This is a genomic window from Streptomyces sp. NPDC031365, assembly GCF_055569765.1.
In genome coordinates, this window is the sequence record NZ_JBVIIM010000035.1 from 15,311 (window position 1) to 29,822 (window position 14,512).

Below are 14,512 nucleotides of genomic sequence, written 5' to 3' on the forward strand. Positions count from 1 at the left end.
CGGATCGCCTTCCGCCCGCCAGCCCTACTACCGACTGGCCTGGGCCTGGACACGGCAAGGCGGCCAACGATCTGACGCTCGTTGGCCGCCTTGCCGTGTAGGGGGCCTGGCCGCGCGGTACCCGCATGGTGGTCCACCTCACGAAGTGGCACGGGTGGCCCGAGCCCGAGTCCTTCCTCGTCACGTAGCGCTCGATCAGGAAGCCGTAGACGATCTCTTCGGGGTGCTGGAACGGCATCGGTCAACTCTCCTGGTGAAGGTCGGCACGGTCAATCCAGGTGGGGGCGACGAAGATGTTGTTGCCGGCGAGGGCTTCGGATGCTTCGAGCAGGGACCAGGTGCGGGACTCCTCGACCAGGTGCCCCCACGGTGCGGTCCAGTCGAGTTCCCAGTCCAGGCCAGTGCCGGAGATGCCGTAGGTGCGGCCGTCGTCCACGCGCCAGAACTGGGAGTAAAGGATCACCTGGGCGTGGTCGGCCAGGTCGTTGATGATCTCGGTGAAGTGGACCGAGGGCCAGCCCGGGGCGTCGTCTGCCACGGTGGCGCGCGCGGTGAGCGGCGGGACGACGGGGGTGCGGGCGCCGAGTTCGGTCAGCGCCCAGCGGATGCCGACGGACTCGGTCCAGTCCGGTGGGGTCGCGCGTTTTAGACAGGCGCGGTAGGCGCGGCGCAGGGGCTCGATGGCGCCGTCGATCTCCAGGCTCGCCAGGGCCATGGCCGCCCATTCGCGGACGGTCGGGTTGTCGCTGTCCAGCAGGCCGATGAGAGCGGGGCCGCAACGGGGATCGCCCACCTCCTCAAAGACTTCGATGGCGGTCAGCTGGCCGAAGCCGCCGAGGGAAGGAAGGCCGTCGATGACGGCGGGTATGGCGTCGGCGCCGATCCAGATCAGCTCCGCGCGGGCGTCGTAGGACTTATCGGCCTTGCCGTCGAGCTGCTGGACGAGTGTCTCGATGTGGGAGGTCATGACGCGGAGCGGTCCCGGCGCCAGAAGGTGGGGAGCCGCCAGCAGAGCACCGAGCGGTCGTCTGGCCACGGGGCGCGGTCCTGGGATTCCCAGTCCTCCAAGGAGTCGCGCGTCAGGTCGATGGGCCGCCATGCGGGGTCGAGCGGCTCGTCCTCGGCCGGCGGGCGGACGTACCAGAGGCCGTGCTCGTCGCAGGCGCCGAAGTCCTGATAGTTCCGCTGGGCCTCGATCAGGGAGACCTTGTTCGCCCCTCCGGCCATGGTCGGCCAGCGGAACTGGACCCCGTCGTCCTCCCAGAAGCAGATGGGGCAGATCTCGTACGAGCCGGGCATCGCGTCCAGCACGCGGTGCCCGCAGCACGGGCAGGGGTAGGAGTCGCTCACCCCCGCAGTCTCCTTGGAAGGTCCCGCCGGGGTGCCATGGGTTTCTCTGCCTCGGCACCCCCGGCCAGTCCGCAGCCAGTCCGCAGGACACCCGTAAACGGCCGTCGGGAGTCAACGCATACCAACGAGGAATCCCAGGTCAGGGTCCTGCACGGCGCTCCGCCGCAGGTCGGAATCGGGCCGCAGACATTCCGCTTCAACGTGTAGCCGCGGACGTGCCGACACGTCACTGATCTCGCGAACGTGCAGAGGCAGAGAGGGTCCGACTCTTTCGGGGTCGGGCCCTTCGGGTTTGACCGTGCTGAGGCGGTGCTGGGACAGCCGGTCCTTCATCACCTGTGGATCGGGCCGGGATGGGCCCTCGGCCCTCCCCGACAACGGCTTCGTCGCGGTGCGGTGTCGGCGCCCTAAGATGCTAACGTAAATGTTAGTAACATCATTGTTGGTGTCATGCGTGGAGGTCGGCGGCCGTGGCTGATTTCGTAGGCCGTCGCCAGGAGCTGGCGACGCTGGAGCGAGAGCTGCAGAAGGTGGCGGCAGGCGCCGGCGGGGAGCGGCCCGGTCGGTGCGTGATGTTGCGTGGGCGGCGCCGGGTGGGCAAGTCGCGGCTGGTCGAGCGGTTCGCGGAGCGCTCCGGGGCTCCGTTCTTGTTCTATGCGGCGACCGGTGCGTCTCCCCGGGATGATCTGGCACGGCTGAGCCGGGACGCCCAGGCGTCGACGCTGCCGTTGGCGGGGCTGGTGGCCGCCGCGCGGCCGGAGAGCTGGGACGCCGCGTTCGATGTGCTGGCCGCGGCGCTGCCCGCCGACCGGGCGAGTGTGCTGGTCATCGACGAAGTGCCGTACCTGATGGATATCGATGGCGCCTTCGAGGGGATGCTGCAACGGGCCTGGGATCGGGTGCTGGAGACCAAGCCCGTGCTGCTGGTCCTCATCGGCTCCGATCTGTCGATGATGGAGGCACTGAACAGCTATGGACGGCCCTTCCATCAGCGCGGCCGGGAGATGGTGCTGGGACCGCTGAACCCCGCCGAGGTGGGGAGGATGCTGGGGCTGGAGCCAGCGGGAGCCTTCGACGCCACGCTCGTCACCGGCGGGCTGCCGCTGATCTGCACGGAGTGGCCGGGGGGTGCGGGGCTGTGGGACTTCCTTGGTGAGGCACTGAGTGACCCGGTCTCGGCCCTGCTGGTGTCGGCAGAGCGTTCGCTGGCTGCCGAATTTCCTCCGCAGGCTCAGGCGCGTACGGTGCTGGCGGCTATCGGCAGTGGCGAGCGGACCTTCACCAACATCGCTCGTGCGGCCGGCGGTATCGGGGCCACGCCGCTGCAGCGAGCGCTGGAACTGCTCACGGACAAGCGGATCGTCGCTGCGGAGCTGCCCGTATCGCTGCGTCCGTCGAAGGACCGCCGCTACCGGGTTGCGGATCCCTACGTGCGGTTCTGGCTGCACCTGCTCGGCCCCTCCATGGATGAGATCGAGCGGGGGCGGGGCGATCTGACCTTGGCGCGGATCCGGGAGAACTGGACCAGCTGGCGCGGCCGGGCCGTCGAGCCCCTTGTCCGCGAGGCCCTGGCGCGGATTCTGCCCGACGACCGGCTGTCCGCGGCCCCCGCGGTGGGCGGATACTGGACCCGTACCAACGACGTCGAGATCGATATCGTCGGGGCGGACCGCGCCCCCATCGCCAAGGAGCTGCTCTTCGTCGGCTCCATCAAGTGGCTGGAGCAGTCGCCCTTCGACCGGCACGACGTGGCCGCTCTCCATCGACACCGGGCCGCCCTCACCGACGAACCGGTTCCAGTCGTGGCGGTCTCGCGCAGTGGAGTCGACTGTCCCGGGCTTGACGCCGCCTACGGTCCCGGCGATCTGCTGTCCGCCTGGCCGCTGTGAGTGGCGGGTGGCAGCTGCGGTACGGGAGTTGAGGAGCGTGATCAGGCGGAACGGACGTCGCCCTCTCGTACTGCGTCGTGAATCCCGTGGCAGGTCGGGCCGGCGTGGTGGTGACACCGCCTCAGACCTTGACGACCTCCACGGAAGGGCCGCACAGGAGTGTCAGATCCTCGGGGTCGGACGTGAGGACGGTGACCGGCCGGGGCGCGTTGCGGGCGATGACAGCGAAGGCGGCATCGATGGCGTACTTGTGGCCGTGGAGGTGATGGGCGCGCAGAAGCGCGGCGGCCTGGTGGGTGATCACCTTGGTGACGTCGTGGACGTCGACGCGGGAGAGGACCCACTTGACGCGGGCCGGGTGGATACGTTCGTAGTCGGCCTCGAGAGTCGTCATGGCGCTGGTGGCTACGCGGATGCCCTCCTCCGACGCAGCTTGGACAAGAGCCGTGACGGTGCGGTCCTTGAGGTAGAGCTTCGAGAGGCCTTCGCTGTCGAGCAGGAGGGTGCCGGGCATCAGATGGCGGCCCCACCGGTCTGCCGGTGATCATGGCGCAGTAGTGCCCGAGCGGCCTCGACCTCCTCACGGGTGAGAGCTTCGTTGTCGGTCTCGAAGTCGGCGACGATCTCCCGAAGCTTGTCCATGGCGACCCGCTGTTCGAGGGCCTCGGCGACGTAGGCGGAGAAGCTGCCGGGGCCGACGTGGGCGCGTACGGCCTCGGCGAGGTCCTCGGGCAGACTGATGGAGTACTTCCTGCTACCGCTCATGCCACCGATCCTACTGGTGGTCGTAAGCCTTCGGTAATGAAGAGTTCTGCGGGCCCGGCTGATCCGCGGCGGCTTCTCCCGCGTCCGGTCCCGCGTCCGGTCCCGCGTCCGGTCCCGCGTCCGGTCCCGCGTCCGGGAGATCGGCCGAGGAGGGCCGCTGACCTGCGGCAGGTTGATCAGATGCCCGTCCGATGGGCATCGGCGTTCCGCCCCGCCCCGGACGGGAACCTCGTCCAGGGCCGGCGTGGCTGGTGGGAGGATGCGGGGATTGCGAGAGGGGCGGGACACGTGGGGCGTGGCGAGCGGGACATGATCGCGAGGGGAGCGGTGCTCCACGAGGCGGCGCAGGCGGTGGCCGGTGACCACCGCAGGGCGGTCGAGGCGGTGCGGGCGGCGCTGAAGCCGATCAGCGACGCGGCGGTCACCCGGGAGCTCGACGCCATACCCGTCGCCCGGCTGCAGGATGTCACCGAAGGACGCCTGCGGCTGGGGAACGTCGAGAAGAACGGCCTCGGCACGGTGGGCCGTGTCCTCGAAGCGGGTCCCTACCGGTTGCGGCAGATTCCCGGTGTCGGGCAACGCACCGTCGACCAGATCCTCGCCGCTGCCCGCCGGCTCTCCGAAGCGGTGCACGAGACGGTGGCCGTCCACATCGACGTGGACAGGCCGGAGCCGAGCACCACCGCGCTCGTCATGGCCCTGCACGTACTGGTGGAAGCCGGCCCGGACGCCCGGCGCGCGGTGGACCGAGCCGCGGCCCTGTCGGAACGGCTCGGCCCGTTGCTGGCCGACGCGAGGCCCGCCGCCGGCCGTGTCAGGATGCTGCTGGCCGGCCGGCAGAAGAGGGCTTGTGCCGTGACGGCGGTAGCCGAGATCCGCTCACTGGTGGACGAGGCGGAGCAGGCCGGCCTGCCCGGACTGCTCGCCCAGGCCTCGGTGGACCTGCTGCGTGGATCTTCGTCCGACATCGCGGCATGGGTCGACTTCGAGCTCCGCTCCGCGGAGTACTACAGCCTGCTCGCCGAGATCGCCGGGCGGCCGCCGGACACGGCGGCCGCCGAGGGGTTCCTGCCGGAGGAGATCGCCGAGCGCGTACGGACGCAACAGCTCGACGACTCGCACCGGCGGGTCTCCCTGCGCGGTTATCAGGCGTTCGGCGCGCGGTTCGTCCTCGCGCAGCGCAAGGTGATACTCGGCGACGAGATGGGTCTCGGGAAGACCATCCAGGCGATTGCCGTGCTGGCACACCTGGCCGCCGAGGGGCAGAGCCATTTCATGGTCGTCTGCCCGGCGAGCGTTCTCGTGAACTGGACTCGGGAGATCGAGGCCCGCAGCGCCTTTCGGGTCACGGTGCTCCACGGCCCCGACCGGCACTACGCGTTCGCCGACTGGAAAGGGCGGGGCGGGGTGGGGGTGACCACCTTCGACGCGCTGCGCGGATTTCCGGCGCCCGGCGGCGGCGAGGTCGGACTGCTCGTCGTCGACGAAGCTCACTCCGTGAAGAACCCGAAGACCAAGCGGTCGCAGTCGGTCGCCCTGTGGACGGAGCGTTGTGAGCGCACCCTCTTCATGACCGGAACCCCGATGGAGAACCGGGTCGCGGAGTTCCGCAACCTGGTCCAGATGCTCGACGGAGGGGTGGCGGACTCCCTCGGCGAGCGGGACGCCTTGGCGGGATCGGTCGCCTTCCGCAAGGCCGTCGCCCCGGTCTACCTGAGGCGCAACCAGGAAGACGTGCTGACGGAACTCCCGAGTCTTCAGCAGACCGACGAGTGGGAGCAGCTGAGCGCGTCGGACGAGGAGGCGTACCGCGAAGCCGTGCGCGCGGGCAACTTCATGGCGATGCGCAGGGCCGCGTACCTGCGTCCCGAGAAGTCGGCCAAGCTGGACCGGCTCCGCGAGATCGTTCAGGAAGCCGCCGAGAACGGGCAGAAGACAGTGGTCTTCTCCCATTTCAAGGACGTGCTGGGCGTGGTGGAGGCGGCCCTCGCGGTGGGTCCCACCGCCGGTACCCCGATGCTCGGTCCGCTCACCGGCAGTATCCCGGCCGGGCGGCGGCAGCAGATCGTCGACGACTTCGCCGGGGTCTCAGGGCCGGCGGTGCTCCTGGCGCAGATCCAGGCGGCCGGCGTCGGCCTCAATATGCAGGCTGCGTCCGTCGTCATCATCTGCGAACCACAGATCAAGCCGACCCTCGAACACCAGGCAGTGGCCCGGGCCCACCGCATGGGGCAGGTCAGGCCGGTTCACGTGCACCGCCTTCTCGCCACCGGGGGAGTGGATGAGCGCATGGTGAAGATGCTGGAGAAGAAGACCCGCCTGTTCGATGCCTACGCCCGCCGTAGCGCGGTGGCCGAAGCCACCCCGGACGCGGTCGACGTGTCGGACACCGAGCTGGCTCGCCGGATCGTCGAGGAGGAGCAGGCGCGTCTGGGCATGACGAACCCGAGGCCCCCGACGTCCGATTGAGGCTCGCATCCGGCTCAGGCGCAGGCGGGCAGGTGGGCAGGCGAGCGGCAGCCTCAGCGGGGCTGCCGCCTTCCCGCATCGCCGGGTCGTAGCCGTTGACGTCGTTCGCTTCTATCATCTAGGTTGATCGGAATTTCGACACTCGTTCGATATCGCGAACGAACGAACGGGCGGGGGGCTTTCGTCCCCCTGATGATGAGCCGCTGAACTCCGGGCCCGGTTCGCGGCGTTCGGTGGCCCGAAGGGAAGGCACGGCTCCGTGCATACGTACGACAATCCTGTGATCAGCGGCTTCCATCCCGATCCGAGCGTGTGCCGGGTCGGTGACGACTACTACCTGGTGTGCTCCAGCTTCGAGTACTTTCCCGGGCTGCCGCTCTTCCACAGCAGGGACCTCGTGCACTGGGAGCAGATCGGCAACGTGCTCGACCGGCCCGGGCAACTGCCGCTGCCGATCCCCGGGGCCAAGGCGTCCGGCGGCCTCTACGCCCCGACCATCCGTCACCATGACGGCCGCTACTGGGTCGTCAACACCAACATCGACGGCGGCGGCAACTTCGTCGTCTCGGCCGAGCGGCCCGAGGGGCCGTGGAGCGACCCGGTATGGATCGACCTGACCGGGATCGACCCCGATCTGGCATGGGAGGAGGACGGCACCTGCTGGTGCGCCTTCTCCGGGCCGGCGGGCGGCATCAACATGGCCAGCATCGACCCGGTCACCGGTGAAGTGCTGGAGGGGCCCTTCGCCACGTGGTCGGGCAGCGGCCTCAAGTTCCCCGAGGCGCCGCACCTCTACCGCATCGGCGACTGGTGGTACCTGCTGATCGCCGAGGGCGGCACGGAACGCGGCCACAGTGTGTCCGTCGCCCGCGCCCGCTCACCGCGCGGCCCCTGGGAGGGCGCGCCCGCCAACCCCCTGCTGTCCCACAGCGGTACCCCCCGCCCCATCCAGAACACCGGCCACGCCGACCTGGTGCAGGCTCCCGACGGCAGTTGGTGGATGGTGCTGCTCGGCGTCCGCCCCCGCGGCTTCACGCCCGACGTCCACGTGCTCGGCCGCGAGACGTTCCTGACCCCCGTGGAGTGGGACGAGGACGGCTGGCCCGTCGTCGCGCCCGTTCCCGAGAGCCACACGGCCCCGGGCGGGGCCTGGCATCCCGTTCCGGAGCCGCCCGCTCGCGACGACTTCGACGGGACCGCTCTCGCGCCGCACTGGGTCTCGCCGTTCGCCCGACCGGAGGGCTCCTGGTCGCTCACCCGGCGCCCCGGCCTGCTGGCCCTCACCACCACCGGCCCCACCCTCGACCGCCCCGGATACACCTTCGTCGGCCGCCGCCAGCAGCACCACGACTGCCGCGTCAGCGCCGAGATCGACCCGGGCACGGGACGCGGCGGACTCTGCGTGCGCCTGGACGAGGCCCACCACTACGAACTGGAGATCGGGAACGGACAGGCCGGCGTCGTCGCCCGGATCGGTCCGCTGCGCCAGACCGTGGCCGCCCGGCCGGTCCCGTCCGGGCCGCTGACCCTCACCGTCACGATCCGGACGTCCGACCTCGTGCCCGCCTCGCCCGAGCTCACCGACGGCGGGGCCACGGGCCCCGACACCATTGCCTTCTGGCTCGGCGACCCCGACGCCCCGGACGCCCGGCCGCTCGCCGAACTGGACGGACGCTACCTGTCCACCGAGGTCGCCTGCGGCTTCACCGGCCGGGTGATCGGCATGTACGCCGTCGAGGGCGAGGTCGCCTTCGACTGGTTCGAGTACGCCGCCCCGCTCCCGGCGCCCTCCGCGTGACGCCGGTCGCCTGACCCCGGCGTTCGGCCGCGCCCCGGGAGAGGGCGGACGACGTCGCCGACCTGGGTGGCGTCGGCGCCGAACACCTCCGCGGGGCCCGCCGGGGCAGCCGCCCCGGCGTCCTGGACGGCTGCCCCGCCGGATAGCCTGTCCTCATGTCCCCCCGACCCGTCGGCTCGCGCCCGACACTGTCACTGGTGGCCAAAACCGCTGGTACGAGCGTGCCCACCGTGTCCAAGGTGCTGCGGGGCGGGACCGACGTCTCGGCCGAGACGCGCGCGCGGGTCATGGAAGCCGTGCAAGCCGTCGGCTACACCCGCCGGGCGGGGTCCAAGAGCGACGGCGTGCGGGACGAGAGCGGCCTGTCCAACGTGCTCGATCTCGTGGTCACCCACTTCGAGGGGTCCTGGGCGAATCTGGTGATCGCCGGGGTCGGGCGGGAGGCGGCGGCAGCGGGACTCGATGTCGTACTGACGCTCGCCGAGCCGGACAGCGACTGGGTGTCGCGGGTCCTGAGAAGGCGCGCCGTCGGCACCATCGGGACGCTGATCGACCCCACCTCACGGCAGTTCAGCGCGCTCTCCGCCGCGGGCGTCCCCGTGGTGCTGATCGACCCGATGAGCACACCGCCGTCAGGGGTGGCGAGCATCGGCGTGGCGAACTGGGACGGCGGCCGGGCGGCCGCCGAGTACCTCCTGTCTCTCGGTCACCGGCGGATGGGGGTGGTCGCCGGTCATGCCCGCCATCTCTTCAGCCGGGCCCGCGTCGACGGATTCCGTGCGGCCGCCGACACGGCGACCGCCGGAGGTGCCACGGTGTCCGTGGTCCATGGCGGATGGAATCGCGCCAAGGCGACGGCCGCCACCCACACCCTGCTCGACGGCGACCCGGGGATCACGGGAATCTTCGCCTGCTCGGACCCCATGGCGCTCGGCATCTACGACACGCTCGCGGCCCGGGGCCTGCGGATCCCCGAGGACGTCAGCGTCATCGGCTTCGACGACCTGCCCGAGGCGCAGTACGTCACCCCCGGGCTGACGACCGTCAGACAGCCCAGCACCGAGTTGGGTGCCGCGGCGGTCAAGCTCCTGATCGACCTCTCCCGGAGCGAGGACGGCGGCATCCGGCCCCCCGCCCGCATGGAACTGGCCACCGAACTGGTCGTCCGTGCCTCCACCGGGCCCGTCCCGGCGACCGCGGCGCCACGCCGCTGACGCGGACGGGCGGCGCCCCGGACGGTCTCGTCACGGTCACGCCCCAACGCTCAGCGGAGGGCGATCGCCGTCCACGAGGTGGGCGGCAGCTCGATGGTGAGCAGGCCGTCGGCGAGTGCCGCGCTCTTGTTCGTGGCCGGGGTCACCCGGTCCTGCTCGGCGAGTGTGTTCTTCGCGTACACGTCCGAGTCGGCGAGCGTGACCGCCTCGGCGATGCGCGACGACGCGAGGCCGCGCACGTCGATCGTGACCTGCGCGGGATCCGCCAGGTCCCGGTTGACGAGGAAGACCGCGGCCCGGTCCTCGTCGACGGTCGCGACGGCGTCGACGACGGATGCCTCGCCGTGGCGCGCGGTGGTGTACGTCGGCGAGTCGATGACGGGCCGGATCACCTCGCCGGAGGCGAGCCGGCTCGTGAGGGAGAACGGATAGAAGGTCGTCTGCCGCCAGGCCGGGCCGCCGGGCTCGGTCATGATCGGCGCGATCACGTTGACGAGCTGCGCGAGCGAGGCGGAGGTGACGCGGTCGCTGCGCCGCAGGAGCGTCATCAGCAGATTGCCGACGACGACGGCGTCCGCCACCGTGTACTGGTCCTCGAGCTGCCGGGGGGCGTGGCGCCACTCGTCCTGGACCGCCGCGAACCCCTGATGCTCGTTGAGATACCAGACGTTCCACTCGTCGAAGGAGATGTTGATCTTCTTGTCGGAGCGCTTCTTGTACCCCACGTGGTCGGCGGTCGCGACGACGGTGTCGATGAAGTGGTCCATGTCGAGCGCCGAGGCGAGGAAGGAGCCGAGGTCGCCGTCGTGCTCCTGGTAGTACGCGTGGCACGAGATGTAGTCGACGTGGTCGTAGGTGTGCTCGAGTACCGTCCGCTCCCAGTCACCGAAGGTCGGCATGCCGGATCCGGAGGAACCGCAGACGACGAGTTCGAGGTCCTTGTCGGCCGCCTTCATCGCGGCGGCCGTGCGGGCGGCGATCTTGCCGTAGTCGTCCGCCGTCATGAACCCGGTCTGCCAGGGTCCGTCCATCTCGTTGCCGAGGCACCACATGCGCACGTTGTGCGGGTCCGGTGTGCCGCCTGCGATGCGCAGGTCCGAAAGCGCCGTGCCGGACGGATGGTTGGCGTACTCGAGCAGGTCCAGGGCGGGCAGGATGCCCCGCGTGGCGATGTTGACCGCCAGCATCAGCTCGGAGTCGGTGAGCTTGAGCCACCTGGCGAACTCGTCGAGGCCGACCTGGTTCGACTCGAGTGAGTGCCAGGCCAGGTCGCGGCGCACCGGGCGCTTCTCGCGCGGACCGACCGAGTCCTCCCAGCGGAACCCGGAGACGAAGTTGCCGCCCGGGTAGCGGATGGTCGTACTGCCGAGCTCCCTGACGAGTTCGACGACGTCCATGCGGAACCCTTCGTCGTTCGCGCTCGGGTGTCCCGGCTCGTAGAGGCCGGTGTACACGCAGCGGCCGAGGTGCTCGACGAACGAGCCGAAGGTACGGCGTCGGACGGGAGCGATGACGGCCCTCCTGTCGAGCTCGATGTGGGCGCGGGGCAAAGCGACGGTCCTTTCTGGGGGGACGGCATGTCCGGGGACGGCATGCCCGGGGGAGGGCGCGGGACGTGCGGCCGCGGCGGGCCGATCGGTGCCGCCGGCGCCGGCGGCCTGCCCCCGCCGCCGGCAGGTGCAGGGGCGGGGGCAGGCGTGAGACGGCCCGGGATCGGATCCCGGAGCCGGGTCTCAGCCCTTCACTGCGCCGGTGAGACCTCCGACGATCCGCTTCTCGAAGACCGAGAAGAAGATCAGTGCCGGCAGCATGGCGAGTGAGGTGAACGCGAGGACCTGCGCCGTGTTCGTGGAGTACTGCGAGGAGAACGCCTGGACGCCGAGCGGCAGGGTGTAGTTCGCCTGTGTGTTGATGACGTAGAGGGGCAGGACGTAGTTGTTCCAGCTGCCGATGAACGCGAGGATGCTGACGGTGACCACACCGGGCAGCGACAGCGGGATCACCATGCGGAAGAAGAACCCGAGCCGGCTCGCCCCGTCGATCGCGGCGGCCTCCTCGATCTCGTTCGGGATGGCCCTGAGGAACGGCACCAGGATGATGACGGTCACCGGCAGTCCGAAGGCGATCTGCGGGACGATCACGCCGAGCAGGTTGTCGACGAGGCCGAAGTCCTTGATGACGAGGTACAGCGGGGTGATCGCGACGACCATCGGGAACATCAGGCCCGCGGCGAACAGGGAGTACATCGCGCCCTTGAGCCTGAAGTCGTACCGTGCGATCACGAAGCTGACCATCAGGCCGAGGACGACGATGCCGACGGTGCTCGCGAGCCCGACGACGAGGGAGTTGACGAACTCGCCCCAGAAGAGCCTCGACTTCAGGACGCTGGTGTAGTTGTCGACGACCCAGGGCTGCGGCAGGCCGGCCGGGCTCGAGGTGATCTGCGCGTTGGTGCGGAATCCGCCGAGCACGATGTAGAGCACCGGGGCGACGCAGACGCCGATGAAGAGCAGCGCGATGAAGTAGGTGAAGGGGTGCCCCCACTTCTCCGGGGTGTCCCGGTGGCCGCGCCGGCCGGTGGGGGTATGCGGCTCCGCCGCGGGGGACGTCCGGGAGCCGGCGGTCGTCGCGCTCATCGCACGGTCCCTTCGGTGACGGCGCCCTGGAGGTCGCGGCGCAGGACGAAGCGCTGGTAGATCAGCGCGACGACGAGAGAGATCACGAACATGACGACCGCGACGGCGCTGCCGTAGCCGTAGTTGCCCGCGTTGCGGCCCTCGGCGAGCATGTAGATGGCCATGGTCGAGGTGCCCGCGGTGCCCGAGACGTACTGGCCCCAGATGATGTAGATGAGGTCGAACAGCTGCAGCGAGCCGATGATCGACAGGAACGCCCAGATGCGGATCGTCGGCCCCAGCAGCGGCAGTGTGACGCGGCGCTGGATCTGCCAGTAGGAGGCGCCGTCGATCTGCGCGGCCTCGAAGAGTTCATCAGGGATCGACTGCAGGCCGGCGAGCATCAGGATCACCGCGAAGCCGATGTACTTCCAGGTGATGATGGCCATCAGCGTCCAGATGGCCAGGTCCGGGTCGGCGAGCCAGTCGGCCTCCAGGGATCCCAGGCCGATCCCGTGCAGCAGGTCGTTGAGGGCGCCGTTGCTCTGGAGCATCAGGCTCCAGCCGGTGCCGACGATGACCTCGGAGATGATGTAGGGCACGAAGATCAGGACGCGGATGACCGAGCGGCCGCGGACCTTCTGGTTGAGCAGGAGCGCGAGACCGATGGCGAGCGGGCCCTGGATGACCAGTGAGAGCACCAGGATGAGGCCGTTGTGCCACAGGACGTCCTGGAACGCGGAGTCGGTGAGGATCAGCTCGTAGTTGTTCAGGCCGACCCAGTCGGTGGGCTCCCCGTAACCCTTCCACCGGTAGAAGCCGTAGTACGCGGCGAGCACGACCGGGAAGATCACGAATGTCAGGAACATGATGATCGCCGGTGCGGACAGGGCGGCGATCTCGAGTCGCATCCGGGCACGGCCCCGGCGGCGGGCAGCCGCTCGCGGCGGAGCCGGGGGCGCGGGCTCGGCCGCGTCCCCGGCTCGAGGCGTGCCCTGCGACTGGCGGCCGTCGGCCGTGTCAGTACCCAGGGTGTCGCTCATGGTCTGCTTACTCAGCCCTTCTCGGCGGCCGCGTTGACGTCCTTGACGATGTCGGCGGCGGTGCCCTTGCCGGCCATCAGGTTCACGACGGCGACGTTCATCGCGTTGCCGACGTTCTGGCCGTACTGGGTGTCAAGGAACTGCATGGAGTACGCGGCCTTGTTGAAGGCCTGAAGGGCCGAGATGTTGTAGGAGTCGGTGACGACGCCCTGCGCGGCCTTGTTGACCGGGATCGTGTCGAAGGCCTCGGCATAGGCCTCCTGCTGGTCCTTGGTCACGACGAACTGGAGGAAGCCGAGGGCCTCCTTCGGCGCGTTCTTGGACAGCGAGAATCCGCCGGCGCCGCCCATGATGGCGGTCGGGTCGCCCTGGCCGCCGGCCACGGCGGGGAAGGGGAACCAGCCCAGGTCGGGGAGCGGCTTCTCGTCCGGGGTCAGGCCGGCGATCACGCCGGGGTTCCAGTTGCCCATGAGCTCCATGGCCGCCTTGTGGTTGGCGAGCATGCCCGCCGACGACCCGGCGCCCTGCTGCGCCGACGCCGTCAGGTAGCCCTTCTGGAAGGGTTCGGTCTCCAGGAACGAGGCCAGGTCCTCGCCGGCCTTGGTCCAGCACGCGTCGTCGAACTCGAGCGACTTGGCGGCCGCCTCCATGGTGTCCTGGCTGCACTCGCGCACGGCGAAGTTGTAGTACCAGTGCGCGGCCGGCCAGGCGTCCTTGGCGCCGACCGCGATCGGCGCGACGTCGATCGCCTTCAGCTTCGTGACGGCGGTTTGGAGCTCGTCCATCGTCTTCGGCGGCGAGGTGATGCCGGCCTTCTTGAACAGGTCCTTGCTGTAGTAGATGCCCTCGGGCTGTGTGTCGACCGGCATCGCGTAGGTCTTGCCGTCGATCGAGACGCCCGCGATGGCTGCCTCGCCCACGTTCGTCCTGTCGCTGTCGGTCAGCTCCAGCGCCTGGATCTGGCCCGCCTCGGCCATGGCCTGCATCTTGCCGCCACCGCGCTGCAGGAAGATGTCGGGCGCGGAGCTCGAGTTGAGCGCGGTCTGCAGCTTGCCGTCGAAGTCCTCGTTCTGGATCGTCTGGATCTTGATCGTGACGTTCGGGTGCTTCGCCTCGTACGCCTTCGCGGCGTCCTCCCAGAACTGCTTTCCCGCCCCGGTCGTCGCGTTCCCCCAGAAGGTCAGTTTGACCTTTCCGTCGGACGAACCGGCGCCGTCGTCGAGGTCGCTGCCGCCGGCGCAGCCGGTGGCGGCGAGTGCGATGCACAAGCCGATCGCGGCAGCGGTGGCGCTGCGGGTTTTCCTCGTCGTCATGGAAACTCCCTACTTCGTTGTCGGGTAAGCAACCAGGGTTAATTTGCGCAACTATT

Annotated in this window: 12 protein-coding genes; 4 read left to right on the plus strand and 8 right to left on the minus strand. The window is 69.7% G+C overall.

What is annotated here, in order from left to right; translation table 11 throughout:
• Positions 1–241 precede the first annotated feature (241 nt).
• Both ACZ5C2_RS33695 and ACZ5C2_RS33700 read right to left on the minus strand, forming a co-directional pair.
• The gene (locus tag ACZ5C2_RS33695) at positions 242–967 is read right to left on the minus strand and encodes a HEAT repeat domain-containing protein (RefSeq protein ID WP_468799828.1); all 726 of its coding nucleotides are present in this window, start codon (positions 965–967) and stop codon (positions 242–244) included.
• Entirely contained in the window at positions 964–1,350 is a 387-nt protein-coding gene (locus ACZ5C2_RS33700) for a CPCC family cysteine-rich protein (protein WP_468799830.1), read from the minus strand. Before ACZ5C2_RS33700 ends, ACZ5C2_RS33695 begins: the two co-directional genes overlap by 4 nt.
• Before the next feature lie 470 nt (positions 1,351–1,820).
• Here ACZ5C2_RS33700 and ACZ5C2_RS33705 point away from each other — a divergent pair, with 470 nt between their 5' ends.
• On the plus strand, positions 1,821–3,239 hold the full coding sequence (locus ACZ5C2_RS33705) for an ATP-binding protein (protein ID WP_468799832.1): 1,419 nt from the start codon (positions 1,821–1,823) through the stop codon (positions 3,237–3,239).
• Positions 3,240–3,360: 121 nt separating this feature from the next.
• Here ACZ5C2_RS33705 and ACZ5C2_RS33710 read toward each other — a convergent pair whose 3' ends face one another.
• Complete coding sequence (locus tag ACZ5C2_RS33710) at positions 3,361–3,753, minus strand: DNA-binding protein (RefSeq protein ID WP_468799834.1); 393 nt, start codon at positions 3,751–3,753, stop codon at positions 3,361–3,363.
• Positions 3,753–4,004, minus strand: coding sequence for a hypothetical protein (locus ACZ5C2_RS33715; RefSeq protein WP_468799836.1), 252 nt, complete (start codon positions 4,002–4,004; stop codon positions 3,753–3,755). The genes ACZ5C2_RS33710 and ACZ5C2_RS33715 overlap by 1 nt, the downstream gene beginning before the upstream one ends.
• 309 nt (positions 4,005–4,313) lie before the next feature.
• Here ACZ5C2_RS33715 and ACZ5C2_RS33720 point away from each other — a divergent pair, with 309 nt between their 5' ends.
• From ACZ5C2_RS33720 to ACZ5C2_RS33730, 3 genes are all read left to right on the plus strand, one after another.
• Positions 4,314–6,473: a DEAD/DEAH box helicase gene (locus ACZ5C2_RS33720; protein ID WP_468799838.1), complete on the plus strand. Its 2,160-nt coding sequence runs from the start codon at positions 4,314–4,316 to the stop codon at positions 6,471–6,473.
• A 259-nt stretch (positions 6,474–6,732) separates the two neighbouring features.
• Positions 6,733–8,271 (plus strand): glycoside hydrolase family 43 protein, encoded by a 1,539-nt coding sequence (locus tag ACZ5C2_RS33725; protein ID WP_468799840.1) that lies wholly within the window; start codon positions 6,733–6,735, stop codon positions 8,269–8,271.
• 155 nt (positions 8,272–8,426) lie between these two features.
• On the plus strand, positions 8,427–9,485 hold the full coding sequence (locus tag ACZ5C2_RS33730; protein WP_468799842.1) for a LacI family DNA-binding transcriptional regulator: 1,059 nt from the start codon (positions 8,427–8,429) through the stop codon (positions 9,483–9,485).
• Positions 9,486–9,535: 50 nt separating this feature from the next.
• Here ACZ5C2_RS33730 and arfA read toward each other — a convergent pair whose 3' ends face one another.
• The 4 genes from arfA to ACZ5C2_RS33750 form a co-directional block, all read right to left on the minus strand.
• Positions 9,536–11,035, minus strand: a complete 1,500-nt coding sequence (arfA, locus tag ACZ5C2_RS33735; protein WP_468799844.1) for an arabinosylfuranosidase ArfA — start codon at positions 11,033–11,035, stop codon at positions 9,536–9,538.
• A gap of 183 nt (positions 11,036–11,218) precedes the next feature.
• The gene (locus tag ACZ5C2_RS33740; RefSeq protein WP_468799846.1) at positions 11,219–12,121 is read right to left on the minus strand and encodes a carbohydrate ABC transporter permease; all 903 of its coding nucleotides are present in this window, start codon (positions 12,119–12,121) and stop codon (positions 11,219–11,221) included.
• Entirely contained in the window at positions 12,118–13,143 is a 1,026-nt protein-coding gene (locus ACZ5C2_RS33745) for a carbohydrate ABC transporter permease (protein WP_468799848.1), read from the minus strand. Before ACZ5C2_RS33745 ends, ACZ5C2_RS33740 begins: the two co-directional genes overlap by 4 nt.
• A gap of 11 nt (positions 13,144–13,154) precedes the next feature.
• Complete coding sequence (locus tag ACZ5C2_RS33750; protein WP_468799850.1) at positions 13,155–14,456, minus strand: ABC transporter substrate-binding protein; 1,302 nt, start codon at positions 14,454–14,456, stop codon at positions 13,155–13,157.
• Positions 14,457–14,512: the final 56 nt, after the last annotated feature.